Consider the following 19,615-nt stretch of genomic DNA (forward strand, 5'->3'; position numbering starts at 1 on the left):
TTTACAGATCTTCCTTTTTGTTTAGCTTTTCAAACGCCCAGCAATGAATTTTTTCTAATCCTCCTGTTACACATTCATTAAGGATTGAAAAAACAGGATGCTGTGGGGATGTTCGATTTTTTTTAATGGTATCATATGATGCTTGATCGTTAACTTGGAAACATTCAACATATAGGGATGGCTGATCTGCAGCTCTATACCATTGAATATCTGAAGCACCACAAGCTTTAAGCTCATTGATGACAGATTGCATTTGGGACTCATACCATTGAATGGATTCTGGACTTACTTTATACTCCATAAAAACCGTTAACATATTTTTCACTCCATTCCTACATAGGAGGTGATCGCCTTGGATACAGGCACACATATTGTAATGGGGCTCGGGTTAGGTGGGTTAGCGATGCTGGACCCTGCGATTGCTAATGATCCAGTAACCTCCCATGCCATTCTTGCTGGGACACTGATTGGTTCCCAAGCACCCGACTTTGACACCGTTCTTAAACTAAAAAATAATGCCGTATACATCCGCAATCACAGAGGAATAACCCACTCATTGCCGGCACTTGTCATATGGCCACTGCTCTTATTTGGGGCTATCTCTTTATTTGTTCCCGAAGCCGACAATGGAAAGCTTTTATTATGGACTGCGATAGCCGTTTTTCTTCATGTGTTCGTCGATATCTTTAACGCTTACGGCACACAAGCACTATACCCGATTTCGAAAAAATGGATCGCGTTAGGTGTCATTAGTATCTTTGATCCTTTTATCTTTTTCTTGCATATCGGAGGCTTGCTGCTCTGGTATATAGGTGTAAATCCTGGATACACATTTCTAGCAGTGTACAGCATACTCGTCGTTTATTACATCATTCGAATCATATCGAGACAACGAGTAAACAAAATCGTACTGAAAAAGATTCCAGAAGCGGAAGAGATCTATGCCAGCCCTACGATTCGTTGGGGTCAGTACCATCTAGCCATCAAATCGAAGCACGAATTTTTCGTAGCCGGTTTAAAAAATGGAAAAGTAACGGTTTGGGATACTTTCGATCGTCTAGCTGTTCCGAAAACGAAATTGATCGATGCAGCGAAAAAGGACAAAAACATATCTGCCTTTCTCTCTTTCTCCCCTGTGCACAGGTGGGAAGTCGAAAAAAATGACCACGGTCATCTCGTTCAATTTATTGATCTTCGATATAGAAGTAAAGGACATTATCCTTTTGTCGCGATGGTACAGTTAGATGAGAACTTGAACATCATTACTTCTTTTACAGGCTGGGTGTATTCCGAAGACCGTCTGAAAAAGAAGATGGAATTCTCTCCACTGGACCTTATTAACAATAATGAATAGGAAGAAGACGGGCTTATTGAATAGGCCCGTCTTTTTTTACGAAACGCTGAAATTTAGGATTGTTTGAAAAATACTCATGAAGCTTATGGCCATATGAAGTAATCAACTGAGTTACCATTTTTTCAGTAACCTCTTGTCCTTCATATTCCCATCCTGCTTTCGCTCGAGTAGACTCAAAATCTTCCCATAATCCTTCCACCCATTCCCTTGCTTCTTGATTTGTAAGGGCTGGGTTCTTTTTTTGCAGTAATTTCGCCAATCTGTCAAAACGCTCTTCCATTATTCTCCCTCCTTATCCAATTTTTAAAGAAACCCCCGTCACATAAAGGGTTCTCTCACGTTTCATACTAGTTGAGAACCGATAATAAGGAGGTAATCACATGCGTAATAAATCGAAAAACTTCCCTAATCGGATCTCCTTCTCAGGTGAGCCGAGATCAAAAGAGGAATTCTCTTCTAAACGGCCAGATGGATCCATTCGTGACCATCCGCAGGAACGAATGTTTTTATCCAATCAACACCGAGATGATCAGTAACTCTTGCGGTTATGAATTTCATTCTGGGGGGTGAATCAGTTGAACAAGAAAGACTACTTCTCATCAACGCGATTTAACGGTAAATATTCTGACCCCTTTCACTCACCGCGTGCCAATTCGAAGCATGCGTACAACCAAGTGAACGGGGAGACCCAGCAAGCATTAAATAACTATGTGCTTGAAATTCAAACACGTAAGCGTTCATAGTGACGAATAAAGGAGCGGTCCTGTACCGCTTCTTTATTTTGTTTTTTAATCAAAAAGACTTAAAGTGGCTGATCTCCGTTTCAGGTGCTCGCTTTCCGGGGGGCGTGCGGTGAGCCACCTCGTCGCCTTGCGACCTTAGGTGTCTCACCTGTCCCGCTGATCCCCCAGGAGTCTCGCACCTTGCACTCCAATCAACTGCAAAGAAGCTTTGAACAAAACACAAAGAAATAGCCTTCAAAATTATTCAAGAACAGAAATCGGCAGTGCTTCGAGTGCACTTTGTTTATTTTTGTAACCCCAGGCAAAAATACCATTTAGGTAGAGCACAGAAAAAGTTGAACCTGGATCTCCTTGAATTCCGTACTCTTTCCCGCTTTCAATCGTTGAAGGATCCATCAAGTAGCATTTGCCCATCGCGATCTTTCGTTCATAAACAGCGTACTCACTTACCATGCCCATTTGTTCTGCTTTTTGTGCCTTAGCTCGAAGGGAAGCAATTTCGCCTTTAATCTCAACATCTGTCATCTCGCTGAATCTTTTTTCCATTTGATTACTTCCTTTCTTTTCTGTACCCTATATATGCTTAAGAACTAACTACATAGGAGTGATAATTTTGAATAAGACAGTAATTATTACGGGCGGCGGTTCAGGCTTAGGACTCGCACTTGCCCTTGAATATAATAAAACACACAACATATACCTTGTTGGTCGTAATGAAGAAAAATTAAAACAAGCTGTGCAATCATTTGTTAACCCTGAAAACACCGTGTCCTATAAAGTGTGTGATGTTACGAATTACGAACAAACAGAATCCATGCTTCAATCCATCTTTCAAAGCGAGCATGTTCACGCGTTGATCAACAATGCAGGCATTGGAATATTCGATCCGCTTGAAGACTTATCAAAAACAGATATCACAGGGATGCTTGAAACGAATGTTTATGGCACCATTTTTCCAACGAAGATTGCTTTTTCACTATTTGAAAAGCAAGGCTTCGGCAAGGTCATGAACATTATTTCAACGGCAGGATTACGTGGAAAAGTAAATGAATCCGTCTATTGTGCTTCTAAGTTTGCCGTTAGAGGATTTACGGAAAGTCTTGTAAAGGAATGGGACGGATCAAATATCTATCCAACTGCCGTTTATATGGGTGGTATGGATACGCCGTTCTGGGATGAATCCACTCATATTACAGATCGCTCACGCTTAAAGTCTCCAGAGCAAGTTGCGGCACTAATCGTGGAACAGGACGACAACAGACCTGAAATCTTTATAGATCGTTAATTTCATCCCCGTTAAGCAGTTCAGATATCACTTCGGAATTGAAGCCTTTGCTGTAAAGAAATTTCTTCATGCGCGACTCGTATTCAAACCCACTGTACTTTTTGTATTTATGGTGAGCTTTGCGAGCATGTGCCAGCAAGGCTTCTTTTTCATCTTCAGCCGATTGACTGATCTTCGCTTCTTGAAACGCCATTTCAATTACTTCCCACATATATCCTTTTTGCTGAAGCTGCTGAGCGATCCTTTGCTTCTGTTCTTTCTCAGAACGTTTCTTTCCGCTTGAAAATTGTTTTTGAATAAACGCAATGCTAGCTTCTAGTTGCTCTTCATAACTGAATTGATCAAGAGCCTCTTCTGTGTGACGATCACTGATTCCTTTTTTCTTCAGCTCCTGCCTAATCATGCCTGGACCTTTAAACGATGTGTTCATACGACTTCTCACGAGAGATTTCGCAAAGGTTTCGTCATTCACAAAATCATACTCTGAAAGTTTTTGCAGAACTCGTTTAATAGTGGATTCAGGAACTTCTTTCTTTTCTAGATAGACTTCAATCTCATGAGCGGTTCGCATCCGAAAAGATAAGTAATGAAGAGCTTTGTTGAACGCTTTTCGATAATGATCTTCTTCAATGATGGCTTCCCACTCTTCTTCATCGATCTCCATACCCTTTTGGAGCGAAAACTTTATTAAAACATCTGCGTCTACGCTAAATGCAAATTCTTCTTTTGGTCCTTTTTGGATAAAAATATTAAATCGTTCGTCGTTTTTTTGCTGAGCAGAAATCCTTGTTATAACAGCCATCTACCCACCTTCTTTCACCAATTAGTGTACCATATCTTACGGATTTCGTGCTGTTTGAACAGTCTTCAAACCCTCCGATTGTATCTGGATGAGAATGTTAATGAAAACAAGCACCTTATCGTTGGATGAGGCGGGGATTTAAAACAACATCGGTGGTTAGAACTGATTTACAGGTGTAGAAACCTCAGTTACAGGTGCTCACACAGCATTCATCGGTGGAAATAAGTAATTTATAGGTGGTAAACGCTACTTTACCGGTGAACGTGTAATTAAAAAAAAAAACACGTACCGTAAAAAGCATACCTTCCACCACCCTCAGCTCACCTGTTCATCACATAAAAAAGCACCCTCCCCCAGTGGGAAGAATGCTTTTTTAATGAAAGTGCAACCTGCACTTATAAAGGTTTATCAACAGCGTTTTGCATTTGCGCCGTATTTATTCTCGAGTAACTCTGCAAAAAACTCTTTTTCAGTCGGAGGTGTGAGATCTGGATGATTTTCTTTTAGATGCTTCACATAAGCTTGATAATCAGGCAGATTTGAAATTCCCTTTCCGATATATAAAAGGATCTGAAAGATGTCTTTCACCCATTTCCAAGCTGCTTGAAATGTCACGAGACATCACCAAGCTTTGTTTGCACAAATGGCTCTTCTGAAGTTTCTAAAGGTTTTTCGCTCTTGATCGCTTTGTACCAGATTCGCATTGCATCAATAAGAACTCCTAGAATAAGTAACATAAAAATCGCTGTTAAATAAGCATTTAACGTATTGTTGAATACCAGCTTTTCTGCAGCTTCCATGGAAGGTACAGTAGCTGGCAAGTTGCCGCTCGCTATCGCTTCTTTCATGACCTCTGCTTGTTTTAAGAAACCGATTTTCGGAATATCAGAGAAAATCTTTTGCCAAGCCGCATAGAACGTTACGATCATCAACCAAGCAAGTGGAACCAATGTAACCCACACAAACTTCTTCTTACCCATCTTCAAAATAACGGTAGTTGCCACGATAAGTGCGATAGCCGCTAACATTTGGTTAACGATACCGAACAATGGCCACAGCGTATTGATGCCGCCTAACGGATCCGTTACACCGACAACTAAGAAATAACCCCAGCCTGCAACGACTAACGCACTCGTGAAATATACAGCTGGCATTGAGTCTGTTTTTCGTAAAGGTTTGTAGATTTGTCCAAGAAGATCTTGAAGCATAAACCTACCTACTCGTGTACCAGCGTCAATGGTGGTCAATATGAATACAGCCTCAAAAAGTATCGCAAAATGGTACCAGAACGCCATCAGCTGTGGTCCACCGATAACTTGCGAGAAAATTTGTGCGATCCCTACAGCTAGTGACGGGGCACCCCCTGTCCGAGATAGAATCGATTCTTCATCAACATTTTTAGCGAGTTCATTGATTTCATCTGCGGATACCGTGAATCCCCAAGAGGAAATCGTTGTAGCAGCTGTTGCGACATCCGTTCCGATCGCAGCACCTGGAGAGTTGATGGCAAAATAGATTCCAGGCGTTAAAAGCGTTGCTGCTACCATCGCCATAATCGCGACAAAAGATTCTGTTAGCATTCCTGCGTAACCAATCATAGGAGCATGCTGCTCGTTTGCGATTAGTTTAGGCGATGTTCCTGATGAGATCAAAGCATGGAAACCAGAGATGGCTCCACAAGCAATCGTAATGAACAAGAACGGAAAGAGGTTTCCTGCGAATACTGGACCTGTTCCATCAATAAATTTAGTGAGAGCAGGCATTTGAATCTCAGGCATTACGATGAGAATACCGAGTGCCATCATTCCGATTACCCCTACTTTTAAGAACGTACTGAGATAGTCCCTTGGTGCAAGAAGCATCCAAACAGGAAGAACAGATGCAAGAAAACCATAAACGATCAACATCCATGCTAAAGTCTCTCCATCAAATGTAAAAAGAGGTGCAAGTGTTGGAGAATCCGCTACCCATTGGCCGCTGATAAGTGCAAAAATCAACAATACAAAACCAATAATGGACGCTTCTCCTACCCTTCCCGGGCGAAGATAGCGCATATAAACACCCATGAAAAGAGCGATCGGTATAGTCATGGCAATCGTATATGTACCCCACGGGCTTGATTTAAGTGCGTTAACAACGACTAGTGCAAGCACGGCGATTAAAATAACCATAATAGCAAAAACACCGATAAGCGCTAGCATTCCACCAACTGGCCCTATTTCTTCTTTCGCAATCTGACCGATTGATTTACCTCTGCGTCTCATGGAAATAATTAAAATAACAAAGTCTTGTACAGCACCCGCAAGTACAGCGCCGACAATAATCCAGATGGTACCAGGCAGATATCCCATCTGTGCGGCTAAGGTTGGACCTACAAGTGGACCAGCACCCGCGATCGCAGCAAAATGGTGTCCATAAAGGACCCATTTGTTTGTCGGTACATAATCCTTACCATCTGCATATCTTTCTGCAGGTGTTGCGTTGTTTTTATTAAGGCTGAAGATTTTTGTAGCAATAAATCGTGCATAAAAGCGATAAGCAATGGCATAGGTACACAAGGAAGCAACAACAAACCAGATTGCATTGATCTTCTCGTCTCTTTGGAGCGCGATGATCGATAAGGCGATTCCCCCCGCTAAAGCAATACCAATCCATAACAGCGCTTTCAAAAAGGGGTTCTTCTTTTTTGCTTGCACATTTCTTTGGAGCTCCATAAGCCTTCTTTCCTCCTCAATAGGGTAATATAATATGTACAAGATGAATTATAACAAATATTCATAATTTTTAAATAAATAAATTGGAAAGAGGTGGATTATCTTGAAAAGAATCTTAATTACAGGAGGCACTGGCTTTGTAGGAAGCTTTCTGACCCATCACCTTACATCGCTCGGGAATGAAGTCTATATTCTTACACGAAAAGATAAACAATCTCAGAAAAAAAACGTTAAATACGTGCAATGGATGTCAAACAATGAACCTGATCTACCTCCGATTGATGCAGTAGTAAACCTTGCTGGAGAATCCATTAACGGCAGATGGACCGATGAAAAGAAACAGGGTATTTTAAACAGTCGTTTAAAAGTAACTGAAAATTTACTGAAGCTCGTTGAGAAGATGCCAAATAAACCTTCCGTTTGGGTAAACGCATCTGCTATTGGTTATTATGGAACTTCTGAGACGGAAGTGTTCACAGAAAGATCATCCAAACACGGCACAGACTTTTTAGCTGAAGTTGTTAGTGCTTGGGAAACAAAAGCATCAGGAGCGGAATCCCTCGGAATCAGAACGGTTTTCACGCGATTTGGACTAGTACTAGGTAAAGATGGTGGAGTACTTCCTCAATTAAGTCTTCCCTATCGTTTTTTTGCAGGTGGTACTGTGGGTTCAGGTGATCAGTGGGTTTCATGGGTTCATTTGGAGGACGTAGCAAAACTCATCACAGAAGCCATAGAAAATGAACAATATTCAGGTCCTGTTAATGTAACGTCTCCACATCCTGTTACGATGAAAGAATTCGGTCAAGTAACAGGGGACGTTATGCATCGACCACATTGGCTCCCTGCTCCTTCGATCGCTTTTAAACTCATGTTCGGTGAAATGAGTATGTTGATCCTAAAGGGACAGCAAGTACTTCCAGAAAAAGCGCAAAACCTAGGCTATACCTTTTCCTATCCACACTTAAAGGGGGCTTTACATGATTTGTTACAATGATAATAAAAATAATTTATCAGGTGACAACTTATGAAAACATTAATTCAAAAAGCAAAAGTTTATCCGATTACTAGCAGCGAGCTTCAGCAAGGCGATGTTCTAATTGAGAATGGAAAAATCATAGCTGTCGAAACGCATATTGAGCCAACAGCCGATATGGAAATCATTCAAGCTGAAAATCTGCATCTTCTTCCTGGATTCATTGATGTTCATACTCATCTAGGTTTATATGACGAAGGAACAGGATGGGCTGGCAACGATGCTAACGAAACGCATGAGGTGCTAACTCCACATATTCGTGCGATCGATGGCTGTCATCCACTCGACATCGCTTTTAAAGATGCCGTACGTTATGGAGTTACAACAGCTCATATCATGCCTGGTAGTGCAAATGTTATCGGTGGAACGACATCTGTTATTAAAACGCATGGACACGATATTAGGAAAATGATCATTAAGGAAACGGCTGGACTTAAGATTGCATTAGGTGAAAATCCAAAGCGTATCCACAGTGGACGGCACAATGATTCTATTACTCGTATGGGGATCATGGGGATGCTGCGTGAAGCTTTTTACCAAGCGAAAGATTCTGCCTACCAAGATAATTTGCGTGTTGCACCAATCGCAGCCGCTTTAAATCGTGAGATCCCTGTTCGTATTCATGCTCACCGAGCAGATGATATTCTGTCAGCTATTCGTTTTGCTGAAGAATTCAACCTAGATTTCCGTATTGAACATTGCACAGAAGGTCATCTTATTGCCGACTCGTTCAAAGATTTGAACTTAAAAGTAAGTGTTGGTCCTACACTAACACGTAAGTCTAAGATCGAACTAAAGAACAAAACATGGGATACGTATCGTATACTATCCGAAAATAATGTTGAAGTTTCAATCACGACTGATCACCCATACATTCCGATTCAATATTTAAACGTTTGTGCGGCAATTGCCGTTAGAGAAGGATTGAGCGAAAAAAAAGCGCTTGAAGGAATCACAATCGCTCCTGCCAAGAACCTTGGAATCGATGATCGAGTAGGCAGTATCGAGATCGGAAAAGATGCTGATTTATCCCTCTGGACTGAGCATCCGTTCCACTTTTCTGCCACCCCTGTCATGACCATGATCGACGGAGAAATAATTTACAAAAAATCTACAAAATAACTATTTTCTTTTTTAAAAAAATGTCTTATTATACAATTAGAGCAACATGCGGATTATGCGAATCCGGAACATTTTAAAAGTCGCTCCCGAATCAAATACAACATTATTTTCATAAATTAAATATTGAAGCAAGGGAAGGCAATTGGTGCGCCACCAGCTATGACTGGTCCTAGTGGGTTCGATTCCCACCCCGAATTAATTTTTATTCTTAATTCGAGGGTGGGGGATACTTCTGCCCTCTAGGAGGGATTAAATTGTTGAAAAAGCGTGATTTATCAGACAGTCATGTTCTTTACAATTTAATGGTGCACCCAGACGTCTTCCCTTTTGTGCGTCAAAAAGCGGCTTCATTTGAAGAATTTCTATTTCTAACGAAGCAAACGATCGAGGAAGAAGACCAAGGAAACATTATTTCCAGAACGATTTTGGATGAGTGGCATAATCCAATCGGCACCATTAATTTATTCGATGTCCAAGACGGCTATGGCTTTCTTGGTACCTGGATTGGTCAGCCTTACTTCGGAAAAGGATATAATTCTTTAGCAAAAGAAGCTTTCTTTTCTGAATTGTTTTATGAGAAAGATATCCACACCATTTTTATGCGTATTCGCAAAGTAAATATTCGTTCACAAAAAGCTGCTGAAAAAATTCCTTATGTGACGTTAGCTAACGAAACAAGAAAAGATGTTTATGATCAGCTTAATCAGGGGCAGGATATCTATAACCTTTATCAGATTGAAAAAGATAACTATCTTATGCACATGCTTCGTACACAAACACAGCCTCTGGAAATTGTGGAAGAACAGTTAAAGGAAGCTTAATACAGGTAACTTGTACAGCTCCTCTGCGCATACTAAAGAACATCACTCCATTTTGAGTGATGTTTATTTTTTTGTGAGGAGGAAACGTTATGGAAAGTAAAAAACAACAAGCAAAAGAAAGAAATGACGATCTAACCAAAACACAAGAAATTCTATATAAAGAGGAATTAAAGTCTGCTGAATCAACAGCTGAGACGCAAGAAATGACAAACGAAGATAATTCCTAATTCTTCCTATCATAATCAGCAAGATAATGCACATTCTATAGTTGAGGACAAGTTCCTCAATCGCTTTTGATTTACGTTTCAAAACATCGTGATATCTTTAAGGAGGTATTTGTGTGGAAAAACGTAACCGAAAGTCCTCATTGCACAACAATGCTAAAGCTTCTCAAGCCAAAGGACTTGATGTCGAGTACTCAAGTGAATTGGCAGATCAAAACGATCTTGAAGCACAAGCACGTGCACAAGCCGCTGACCGACGCCAGAAAAAAGGCCGTCGCTAAGTGCAAAAAGACCTGCTGGGATAGCAGGTCTTTTTTTAATATAGAATTCTTTATGATTCACATATCTTGTGGATAAAGTTATTCACATCATTGTTGATAATGTGGATAATTGAATCTTCCCCAAAGCTAGTTGTGTGCAATTTTGTGCAAAAAGCGAAAGTTATGCACATTTTCTGTGGAAAACCATGTGGATAGTGTGTATATTTCTGAATTTTTTAAGCTTTACATATATTATTTCATTTCAATCGTTTTTATTACTCTTGCTGGATTTCCTCCAACTACTACATTTGCTGGAACGTTTTTAGTCACTACCGCTCCTGAAGCGATTACCGCATTATCCCCTATTTTTACACCTGGATTAATAATGGCTCCTCCACCAAGCCAAACGTTATTTCCGATCTCGATAGGTTTACCATATTCAGCGCCGGAATTTCTTTCTACAGGATCTAATGGATGAGTTGCTGTATAGATATGAACGCCTGGAGCTAACATGCAATTATCTCCAAAATGTACCTCACACACATCTAAAATGGTGCAGTCGAAGTTCGCGTAAAAGTTTTCCCCAACATGAATGTTGTAGCCATAATCACATCTAAAGTTCGGCTCTATTCCAACATTCTGACCAGTTGAACCGAACAATTCTTTTATCAAAGAACTACGCTTATCCCATTCCTCTTCTGTTGTGGCGTTGTACTCTCGTGTCAGCTTTCTTGCTTGAATTCGCTCAGTAACAAGCTGTTGATCATCGGGACGATACATTTCTCCATCGATCATCTTTTCTTTTTCCGTTTTCATGCAGACCGTTCCTTTCACTAACTATTTAAGAACTAATGTACATACAGCTTCAACTTGTGATGTTTGAGGAAACATATCCACAGGAGTTATCTCCTCTACCTTATAACCATTACTTATTAACATGTGGACATCTTTCGCTAAAGTTGAAGGGTTACAAGAAACGTATACCATTTTTTTAGGTTTTGTTTTGATTATCGTTTCTAAGAAAACAGGATCACACCCCGTTCTTGGTGGATCTACGACTACTACGTCAGGTTCCCAGCCTTCTTTCACCCATTTTGGGAGAAGTTTTTCAGCTTTTCCTGTCTCATAATAAGCGTTTTTAATTTGGTGTTTCTCAGCATTTTTTCTTGCATCCATGATGGATTCTTTAATGATGTCCATCCCTCTTACTTCTTCTGCACCATTCGCAAGCCACATGCCGATCGTACCCGAACCACAATAAGCATCAACAACCTTTTCTTTACCAGTCAGATTGGCCTGTCTTTTTACTTCGTTATATAAGTTTACAGTCTGCTCAGGATTCAACTGGAAAAACGCACGTGCTGACAGCTCAAAACGAAGATCTCCAAGATGTTCAGTGATCGTATCTTTTCCGAAAATACCCTCCGTCTGTTCACCGAATACAAGCGACGTTTTCTCTTCGTTTATGTTTTGAATAAAGGAAGTCACCTGAGGCAGTCTTTTCTTGATCTCTGCTACAAAAAGTTCTTTTTTCGGCAGCTCATTCGTTGCTGTTACGATGACTAACTGAATTTCATCCGTACGGAAGGCTGTTCTAACTACAATGGTACGTATGCTCCCCGTTTGTTTTCTTTCGTCATATATAGGTAGATTCAGATCTCTAATAATTTGTTTTACTTTATTCGTAACAATATTCGTATCCTCATGCTGTACGAGGCAGTGATCGATGTTGATCAACTTATGTGAGTTGGAGCTATAAAGTCCTGCAATGACCGTATCATCGATCTTACCAACTTGAAATTGAGACTTATTGCGATATGCCCAAGGCTCGTCCATTCCAATTGTTTTTCTCACATTCAATTTGTCCTTATGAATCTTTGTGTATCGCTCAAAAGCTTGCACAACAATATCGCGCTTTTCTCTAAGTTGAGCAGGATAAGACATATGCTGAATCTGACATCCGCCGCATGTCTCATATATTGGACATGGTGGAGTGACTCGATCTTTGGACTTTTTAAATACTTTCTTTATCTTTGCTTCTGCTCGGTTTGGAAAAACTTTCGTAATGATAACCGACATTTCTTCACCGGGAATGGCTCCAGGAACAAAGACTACTTGTCTTTGATGAAATCCAATTCCTTCACCGTTGATGCCTAATCGTTTAATTAGAAGCGGAATTGTTTCACCTATCTTCATAATAGGGTTGTTTTGTTTCGTATTTCTCATAATAATATTCACTCGTTTCTTAGCTAAAAGTGGCTTTCCTTATTGTAGACGAAACTCGCATGTTCTACCAACTTCAAATTCATTCGGAAAATGATTTTATACAAAAACAATACTAAAGTCAGATTGTATAGCTTTTTTAAATTTTCTATACTAATTTTAACGAAAGCGCTTTCGTAGAGCTGTTTATATTTTTTAAAGTTTTTCGAAACCGCTTTCGATTCTTTATTTATAACAAAGGAGGAATTTACTCAGTGAAAAAAATCTGTGCTTTAGCAGTCTCTGCTTTATTAATGATGCCAAGTGGGGTGATCGCCTCAGCAGAAGATGATGGAAATAAAGAAGTACAAAAAAAGAAAGAAAAAACAAAATGGTCTCTTACTTGGTCAGATGAATTTAACAAAGCAACCATCGATCCTAAAAAATGGACCTATGACATTGGTAACTGGATAAAAGACGAAGAAGGCAATCTTATTACGCCTGGTTGGGGAAACAATGAAAAACAATATTATACGAACTCTGAAGAGAATTCCTTTATAAAAGACGGTAAATTAATTATTCGAGCAAAAAAAGAGAGAACCATTGATGATTCGGGTACCTATGATTATACGTCTGCCAAGTTAAAAACAAAGGGTTTATTCAGTCAGACGTATGGCCGTTATGAAGTTCGTGCAAAATCTCCTACAGGAAAAGGTTTGTGGCCAGCCGTTTGGATGTTACCTGAAAAAGACCGATATGGTGGATGGGCGGCTTCAGGTGAAATAGATATTATGGAAGCTTGGGGAAGTAAACCAAATAAAGTGGCTGGCACGCTCCATTATGGGGAAACTTGGCCAAACAATCGTTATACAGGAAAAGAATTTGAATTTCCATTTAATGATGGAATCAATAATTGGCACACCTACGCCATCGAATGGGAACCTGGTGAAATCAGATGGTATGTAGACGGTGAACTTTATCAAACGCAAAATGAGTGGTATGCAAAAGGTCAAAATAATCCGATCAAGTTTTCGTATCCAGCGCCATTTGATCAAAACTTTTATTTAATCATGAACCTCGCTGTTGGCGGCTGGTTTGATGGTGATCCCGATGAAACGACTACGTTCCCTCAACAAATGGAGATTGATTATGTGCGTGTGTATGAGTTAAAAAACCGCGATTATCGAAATCCTGTTGAACCTGCTCCAAAACCTGTTGAACTGCCTAAAGAAGCTAAACATCCTCTTGAAGACGGTAATCTTATTTATGACGGAAACTTTGAAAGACCTTTTACAGTTATCGATCAAAATGAATCGACATTCGATCCGACCTACTGGAACCTTGTTACTCTTCCAGACTTTGGTGGTGAAGCTTCTGTAGAAAAGGATTTGATCGATAATAAGAATTTTGCAGTGATTACCCCACAAGTTCCGGGATCATTTTCACATTCTGTACAAGCAATTCAGCTTCTTTCACTCGGAAAAAGCGGACGTTACAAAGTTAGCTTTGATGCAAAAGCAGCAGCTGATCGACAAATGTCTGTTAAAGTAGGCGGTGGTGCAGATCGTGGTTGGAGCAAATATTCGAATGAAGAAGCAATCAAATTAAGCAATTCACTTGAAAGCTATTCATTTACGTTTGATATGCTTGCAGATACTGATCTTGCCGCTCGATTAGAATTTAACCTAGGTAACAATGGAAGTATCCCGGTTTGGATTGGGAACGTACGTGTCGAAGAAGTTACAAATGAACCGATCGATGAGTCTGCGACTAAACCACCACTTCGGGATGGTAACCACATCTACAATGGAACATTTGATCAAGGTGCAATGGATCGATTAACATATTGGAACTTTGTTTCAAAACAAAAAAAGGATTCAGCAGTTGTTAACGAGAAGGCTCGTGAATTTCATGCCATTTTAAAAGGACATTCTTCTAAAACAGCAGATAAATATCTAGTTCAAAAAGGCATACGGTTGGTCAAAGGCAATGATTACCTTCTATCCTTCAAAGGGAAAGCTGATGTAGCTAGATCTATTGAGGTTGGTGTGTTAGATGAAAGCGGTAAAAAGTTCTATGTAGCACCAGCAAAAGTAAACCTAAACAAAACGAGTGATACGCACGAGTTAAAATTTACGTATGGAGGAGAAACGTCAGATTATCATAGCCAATTCATTTTTTATTTAGGCGGCCATTCTGCTGATGTTTACTTAGACGACATTACTTTAAAGAAACTAACCAATATTCCCGATTACAACGATGTGGATATGAAACCATTAAAAAATGGAGATTTCCTTTCCGGCCTTTCATTTTGGACACCCTATATTCATTACGATGCAAATGCTGAGATCGTGAGTGAAGAAGGTAAAGCCAAGATCAGCGTCGATTCTGAAGGAAATGAGCCTTGGAGTGTTCTATTAGAACAAGGGAATTTAAAGTTAGTCGAAGGATTGAATTACGAACTACGTTTTTCAGTATCCTCACAGATTGCTCGTAACATAGAGGTTACGTTAGAGAACTCACAGTACAAGCGTTATTTTGCTGAAAGCGTTAGAATTGGAAATGAAGAAACAACTTACACGTTCCAGATCACTCCTACTGAAACAGATATGTTGTCGTTAAAATTTCTTCTTGGAAAAAGTCTAGGTTCACCACTGGGCAAACATGAGATTTACCTCGATGACGTACAACTGAATGTAATAAAATAAATGTTAAAAACGCTTAAACCACTTTTAAGAATAGAGGTTTAAGCTTCTTTTTGTGCTTATTAGCCAAAAAAGAAACACCTTCGCAAAGTATGCAAAAGTGTTTTTTAAGATTTAAACAATAATGGAGTGGGTACAGATTTTTTTAGCTGTAAGTCGTCTAAGCTTTTAAATGTGTAGCCTCTCTTTTGGAGAGCCTCTATCGTGCGTTCGAGTGCATCTGCATTATCTTTAGAAACCGTGTGCAACAGCATAATACTACCAGGATGGATCTGCTTCATGATCTGGTTGTATGAATATTGCCACCCACGCTGTTTGTTGGTTTCCCAATCTAAAAAGGCAAGTGACCAAAACACATGTGTATAGCCTTCTTGTTTAGCAAGCATAATCGTTCTTTCGCTAAACACGCCTCGTGGAGGTCTAATATAATTCATATCTGTTCTTCCGGTTATTTCCGTGTATCTGAGCTTTACTTTTTCAAGCTCGTTTTTCAAACGTGCATCAGACACTTGGGTAAGATCTGGATGGTAGTAGGAGTGATTCCCTACAATGTGCCCTTCGTCAGCCATTCGTTTTATTAGGTGAGGGTGTGTCTTCATAAATTGTCCGGTTACAAAAAAGGCTGCAGGTACTTTCTTTCTCTTCAACACATCCAAAACGTTGTCGGTATAACCGTTCTCGTACCCATTATCAAAGGTTAAATAGATATCTTTTTTGCTTGGGTCTCCAATAAAAAGGCTATCGTATTTATGGACAAGCTCCATGTATCTTGCATCAGTGATCGGAGGCTTCTCTTCACCTTTTTTCTCAAAGTACCATTCCAGTCTTTGATTGGATACGCCTCTTTGAGCATAAATAACATGTGTTTGTGTAAAAAATATGATTGAAACCAATATTAGGCACAGGAGCCGATTGATTCTCATTAAACTTCCTCCTTCAAGCGACAACCTATACCTTTATTTTGTAGTAAATGCAGAAAACCATGCTAGGGATATAAAGGAAACGAATGTACTTGGTGATACGAAATGTCTGGGTGTTGGTGAATCCTAAAGATTGCTGCTTCAATCCACAACTTTTGATGCCCAATCTTAAAGTTTGCTCCTTCAATCCACAAGTTTTTGCGATTTATCCACGAGTCTACATGGATAGACACTTTTCGACACTCTTTATTCATCTCACGCTGTAAAAAGCAAAAAACCACAGTTCCAAATTAGAACTGTGGCTCACACATTCATTTTATTTAAAAACGGGATCTTTAAACTGCTCTAGCTTTTGTAAGGATGACTTCTCCACATGCTCATGAAGACTGTTTCCGTGTGAATCCATCGTTACTACCGCTGTAAAACCATTGACGCGAATGTGCCACATCGCTTCTGGAACACCAAATTCCATCAGGTCGACACCTTCCACTTTTTCCATACACTCCGCGTAATATTGTGCAGCACCGCCGATAGCGTTCAGATAAACACCGCCATGTTCTTTAAGAGCTGCTAATGTTTTTGGACCCATTCCACCTTTACCAATAACCGCTCGGATTCCAAACTTCTTCATGATGTCGCCTTGGTAAGGCTCCTCACGAATACTTGTTGTCGGTCCTGCCGCTTTAACTACCCAATTTCCTTCAGCGTCTTTTGCCATTACTGGTCCGCAGTGATAGATGATCTGACCGTTCAAATCGATCGGAGCAGGATTATCCATTAAATGTTTATGAATGGCATCTCGTCCTGTATGCATCATGCCGTTGATCGTCACAACATCTCCAACTTTTAGTTCACGGATCTGCTCTTCGGTAATAGGAGCTTCGAGTGTAACACTTCTTGTCTTTTCTTCTTGCTGTTCAACTGCTGCTGCTTCCTCTTCAGCTTTAGTGAAGTCCACTTCTTCGCCTTCTGTATACAACCAATCTTGAATTTCTCCCGTTTCAGCGTTTAGTTTTACACCTAAACGACGGTATGCCCAGCAGTTATATGCTACTGATACAAAGAAACTCGCTGGAATACGATTGATCACACCGACTTTACAGCCAAGTAACGTCGTTTCGCCACCGAAGCCCATCGTACCGATGCCTAGCTTATTCGCATTCTCCATCACATACTCTTCCAGCTTACGCAGATTTTCGTTCGGATTGACGTCATCTACAGAACGGAACAGCATCTCTTTTGCTAGCTCGTACCCTGATGTACGGTCACCACCAATACCAACACCGATAAAGCCGGCACTGCACCCTTGACCCTGTGCTTGATAAACGGAGTGCATGATACATTTGCGGATCCCGTCGAGATCACGTCCCGCTCGCCCTAATCCTTCTAACTCAGCAGGAAGGCTATATTGGATGTTCTTGTTCTCACAACCGCCGCCTTTTAAGATCAGACGAGCATCAATGTAATCTTCTTCCCATTGTTCAAATTTAATTACAGGTGTCCCGTCCCCTAGGTTGTCTCCACTGTTGTCTCCAGTGATCGAATCAACGGAGTTCGGACGAAGCTTCGTATCTTTTGTTGCATCTGCAATCGCTTGACGGATCGCTTTTTTCATCTTAATCTGGTTCGCTCCTACAGGAACTTTGATCTTAAAAGTAGGAAGCCCCGTATCCTGACAGATCGGTGAAACATTTTCATCTGCTTTTAAAATGTTATCTGTAATCGTATCTAAAGACATCGCAGCACGTGTACCGGCGTTTTCTTTTAGCTTAGCTGCAAGAATGGCACGACGAACGTCTTTTGGTAATTTCGTTGATGTTTCTACAATCAGCTTGTACATACTTTCTTGAAATTTCTCCATCTCTTCACTACCCCTTTGTGACTTGCTATTGTAAGCGTAATCAAAATTATTAATGAGTTCATTATAACAAAAAAAACCGTCTCTTAAGTAAAGAAACGGTTTTCGAGCTTATTTTTCTTCCCAATCGTGACGGAACTGTTTACACTTTTCTTCTAAGTCGTCCAGCATTCCGATGATTCGGTCGATCTCTTCAATTCCTGCTGTTTCAGCATCTATAGAATCTAAAACATCAACTAATAAGTCAATACGATTTTTAATATATTCTTTTTGAGAGGATTTATCCTGAATAGAGTTACCCATGTTGATCTCTCCTTTCCATCCCTTCTACTTTAACAAGGTCAATCGATTTTGCCAACAGAATATTATCCTTTTTCTTTAATGAGGGTTCGGTTAAGATAGATACTGTCCATTTATGGTCGCAAAGGAGATGTATGATGGTGTTAAAAACCGAATTAAAAGCGATAACCCCAAAGAATGATCCGTGGGAAGCTTATTTAGATATGAGTGAACATAAAAAACTTCAGCTTTCAAATATAGAAATAACGACAACCACCTTGTGTAACATGCGTTGTGCGCACTGTGCTGTCGGATACACGCTTCAAACAAAAGACCCTGAGCCCCTTCCGCTTGATCTTGTTATCCAACGACTCGATGAGATTCCTCAATTAAGAGCTTTCAGTATTACTGGCGGTGAGCCGATGCTTTCCTTAAAATCAGTAAATAATTACGTTGTGCCACTTTTAAAATACGCAAAAGAACGTGGTGCACGTACTCAGATTAACTCAAATTTAACTTTAGATTTAGCACGCTACGAAAAAATTATTCCGTATTTAGACGTGCTTCATATCTCCCATAACTGGGGAACGGTGGAGGAGTTTTCTGATACTGGTTTTGCCATGATGGAAAAGAAGCCTTCCGTTGACCAACGTCAAGCTTATTTTACACGTTTAGTTGAAAACGCTCAGGCTTTAACAAAAGCCGGTGTTATGGTATCTGCTGAAACGATGTTAAACAAAAAAACATTACCCTACTTGGAAGAGATACATAAACACGTACTTGAGATGGGCTGTCAGCGTCACGAAATTCATCCGATGTATCCGAGTGACTTTGCTAGCACCTTGGAAACCATTTCATTAGAAGAAATGCGTGAAAGTATTCACCACCTTCTAGATATTCGAGATAAAAAAACATGGATGCTTTTCGGGACTCTCCCTTTCTATGCTTGCTCTCAAAACGAAGAGGATTTGAGATTGATCAGAAGACTTCAAGCAGAACAAAATGTTACAGTTCGTAATGACCCTGATGGAAGATCACGATTAAATATCAACTTATTTGATGGGAATATTATCGTGACAGACTTTGGAGATGCTCCAGCACTTGGAAATATAAAAGACACAAGCTTACTTGATGCTTATGAAGCATGGAATCAATCAGCCCTTGCTAAAGAACTAAGCTGTCATTGCCCTGCTGTTCAATGTTTAGGACCGAACGTACTTGTAAAACATTCTTACTATAAAGAAGTCGATTTTAAAAATAACACCTCGAAGCTTTAAAGCGTTAAAAAGT

The 19,615-nt window shown here is 40.1% G+C and carries 22 protein-coding genes; 11 read left to right on the plus strand and 11 right to left on the minus strand.

All coding sequences use genetic code 11. The features are described from left to right. Position 1: 1 nt before the first annotated feature. On the minus strand, positions 2-316 hold the full coding sequence (locus ACFS5O_RS02710) for a hypothetical protein (RefSeq protein ID WP_205724488.1): 315 nt from the start codon (positions 314-316) through the stop codon (positions 2-4). Positions 317-352: 36 nt separating this feature from the next. Here ACFS5O_RS02710 and ACFS5O_RS02715 point away from each other — a divergent pair, with 36 nt between their 5' ends. Continuing rightward, positions 353-1,354, plus strand: a complete 1,002-nt coding sequence (locus ACFS5O_RS02715; RefSeq protein WP_205724487.1) for a metal-dependent hydrolase — start codon at positions 353-355, stop codon at positions 1,352-1,354. 13 nt (positions 1,355-1,367) lie between these two features. Here ACFS5O_RS02715 and ACFS5O_RS02720 read toward each other — a convergent pair whose 3' ends face one another. Further along, the gene (locus ACFS5O_RS02720) at positions 1,368-1,634 is read right to left on the minus strand and encodes a YfhJ family protein (RefSeq protein ID WP_144703885.1); all 267 of its coding nucleotides are present in this window, start codon (positions 1,632-1,634) and stop codon (positions 1,368-1,370) included. A 100-nt stretch (positions 1,635-1,734) separates the two neighbouring features. Here ACFS5O_RS02720 and sspK point away from each other — a divergent pair, with 100 nt between their 5' ends. After that, entirely contained in the window at positions 1,735-1,890 is a 156-nt protein-coding gene (gene sspK / locus ACFS5O_RS02725) for a small, acid-soluble spore protein K (protein WP_066242730.1), read from the plus strand. Between the two features lie 39 nt (positions 1,891-1,929). Next, positions 1,930-2,097, plus strand: coding sequence for a YpzG family protein (locus ACFS5O_RS02730; RefSeq protein ID WP_077364736.1), 168 nt, complete (start codon positions 1,930-1,932; stop codon positions 2,095-2,097). Between the two features lie 240 nt (positions 2,098-2,337). Here the strand turns inward: ACFS5O_RS02730 and ACFS5O_RS02735 are convergent, their stop codons facing one another. After that, positions 2,338-2,643 carry a YfhH family protein gene (locus ACFS5O_RS02735; protein ID WP_066391118.1) on the minus strand — a complete coding sequence of 102 codons (306 nt, stop codon included), beginning with the start codon at positions 2,641-2,643 and terminating at the stop codon, positions 2,338-2,340. A gap of 58 nt (positions 2,644-2,701) precedes the next feature. Here ACFS5O_RS02735 and ACFS5O_RS02740 point away from each other — a divergent pair, with 58 nt between their 5' ends. Beyond that, positions 2,702-3,382, plus strand: a complete 681-nt coding sequence (locus ACFS5O_RS02740; RefSeq protein WP_318300066.1) for an SDR family NAD(P)-dependent oxidoreductase — start codon at positions 2,702-2,704, stop codon at positions 3,380-3,382. Here the strand turns inward: ACFS5O_RS02740 and recX are convergent. The 3 genes from recX to ACFS5O_RS02755 all read right to left on the minus strand — a co-directional run bounded on the left by recX (position 3,369) and on the right by ACFS5O_RS02755 (position 6,898). After that, positions 3,369-4,184 (minus strand): recombination regulator RecX, encoded by an 816-nt coding sequence (gene recX / locus ACFS5O_RS02745; protein WP_205724485.1) that lies wholly within the window; start codon positions 4,182-4,184, stop codon positions 3,369-3,371. The genes ACFS5O_RS02740 and recX overlap by 14 nt on opposite strands. Before the next feature lie 408 nt (positions 4,185-4,592). After that, positions 4,593-4,799 (minus strand): YbdD/YjiX family protein, encoded by a 207-nt coding sequence (locus ACFS5O_RS02750; protein WP_205724484.1) that lies wholly within the window; start codon positions 4,797-4,799, stop codon positions 4,593-4,595. Further along, positions 4,796-6,898 carry a carbon starvation CstA family protein gene (locus ACFS5O_RS02755; protein WP_205724483.1) on the minus strand — a complete coding sequence of 701 codons (2,103 nt, stop codon included), beginning with the start codon at positions 6,896-6,898 and terminating at the stop codon, positions 4,796-4,798. Before ACFS5O_RS02755 ends, ACFS5O_RS02750 begins: the two co-directional genes overlap by 4 nt. A gap of 103 nt (positions 6,899-7,001) precedes the next feature. Between ACFS5O_RS02755 and ACFS5O_RS02760 the strand changes: the two genes are divergently transcribed. The 5 genes from ACFS5O_RS02760 (at position 7,002) to ACFS5O_RS02780 (ending at position 10,382) form a co-directional block, all read left to right on the plus strand. After that, positions 7,002-7,895, plus strand: coding sequence for a TIGR01777 family oxidoreductase (locus ACFS5O_RS02760; protein ID WP_205724482.1), 894 nt, complete (start codon positions 7,002-7,004; stop codon positions 7,893-7,895). A gap of 30 nt (positions 7,896-7,925) precedes the next feature. Continuing rightward, positions 7,926-9,056 (plus strand): amidohydrolase, encoded by a 1,131-nt coding sequence (locus tag ACFS5O_RS02765; protein ID WP_205724481.1) that lies wholly within the window; start codon positions 7,926-7,928, stop codon positions 9,054-9,056. A 254-nt stretch (positions 9,057-9,310) separates the two neighbouring features. Beyond that, on the plus strand, positions 9,311-9,877 hold the full coding sequence (locus ACFS5O_RS02770; protein WP_066391109.1) for a GNAT family N-acetyltransferase: 567 nt from the start codon (positions 9,311-9,313) through the stop codon (positions 9,875-9,877). An 89-nt stretch (positions 9,878-9,966) separates the two neighbouring features. Next, entirely contained in the window at positions 9,967-10,104 is a 138-nt protein-coding gene (locus tag ACFS5O_RS02775; protein WP_153238255.1) for a hypothetical protein, read from the plus strand. Between the two features lie 113 nt (positions 10,105-10,217). Continuing rightward, complete coding sequence (locus tag ACFS5O_RS02780) at positions 10,218-10,382, plus strand: YfhD family protein (protein ID WP_082861253.1); 165 nt, start codon at positions 10,218-10,220, stop codon at positions 10,380-10,382. Positions 10,383-10,613: 231 nt separating this feature from the next. On the opposite strand, the gene ACFS5O_RS02785 is transcribed toward ACFS5O_RS02780, so the two are convergent. Together ACFS5O_RS02785 and rlmD are read right to left on the minus strand one after the other, a co-directional pair. Further along, the gene (locus ACFS5O_RS02785; protein WP_205724480.1) at positions 10,614-11,177 is read right to left on the minus strand and encodes a maltose acetyltransferase domain-containing protein; all 564 of its coding nucleotides are present in this window, start codon (positions 11,175-11,177) and stop codon (positions 10,614-10,616) included. Between the two features lie 21 nt (positions 11,178-11,198). After that, positions 11,199-12,587 carry a 23S rRNA (uracil(1939)-C(5))-methyltransferase RlmD gene (gene rlmD, locus ACFS5O_RS02790; protein ID WP_205724479.1) on the minus strand — a complete coding sequence of 463 codons (1,389 nt, stop codon included), beginning with the start codon at positions 12,585-12,587 and terminating at the stop codon, positions 11,199-11,201. A gap of 251 nt (positions 12,588-12,838) precedes the next feature. Here rlmD and ACFS5O_RS02795 point away from each other — a divergent pair, with 251 nt between their 5' ends. Continuing rightward, the gene (locus tag ACFS5O_RS02795; RefSeq protein WP_318300065.1) at positions 12,839-15,271 is read left to right on the plus strand and encodes a carbohydrate binding domain-containing protein; all 2,433 of its coding nucleotides are present in this window, start codon (positions 12,839-12,841) and stop codon (positions 15,269-15,271) included. 104 nt (positions 15,272-15,375) lie between these two features. Here ACFS5O_RS02795 and pdaA read toward each other — a convergent pair whose 3' ends face one another. The 3 genes from pdaA to ACFS5O_RS02810 form a co-directional block, all read right to left on the minus strand. After that, positions 15,376-16,185, minus strand: coding sequence for a delta-lactam-biosynthetic de-N-acetylase (gene pdaA / locus ACFS5O_RS02800; protein WP_379838681.1), 810 nt, complete (start codon positions 16,183-16,185; stop codon positions 15,376-15,378). Between the two features lie 319 nt (positions 16,186-16,504). After that, on the minus strand, positions 16,505-18,049 hold the full coding sequence (locus tag ACFS5O_RS02805) for a fumarate hydratase (RefSeq protein WP_205724477.1): 1,545 nt from the start codon (positions 18,047-18,049) through the stop codon (positions 16,505-16,507). Positions 18,050-18,157: 108 nt separating this feature from the next. After that, positions 18,158-18,349 carry an SE1561 family protein gene (locus tag ACFS5O_RS02810; protein ID WP_066243343.1) on the minus strand — a complete coding sequence of 64 codons (192 nt, stop codon included), beginning with the start codon at positions 18,347-18,349 and terminating at the stop codon, positions 18,158-18,160. 134 nt (positions 18,350-18,483) lie between these two features. Between ACFS5O_RS02810 and yfkAB the strand changes: the two genes are divergently transcribed. Beyond that, complete coding sequence (yfkAB, locus tag ACFS5O_RS02815; RefSeq protein ID WP_205724476.1) at positions 18,484-19,602, plus strand: radical SAM/CxCxxxxC motif protein YfkAB; 1,119 nt, start codon at positions 18,484-18,486, stop codon at positions 19,600-19,602. Positions 19,603-19,615 lie beyond the last annotated feature (13 nt).

This window comes from Fictibacillus nanhaiensis (assembly GCF_042686385.1).
Lineage (GTDB): Bacteria > Bacillota > Bacilli > Bacillales > Fictibacillaceae > Fictibacillus > Fictibacillus nanhaiensis.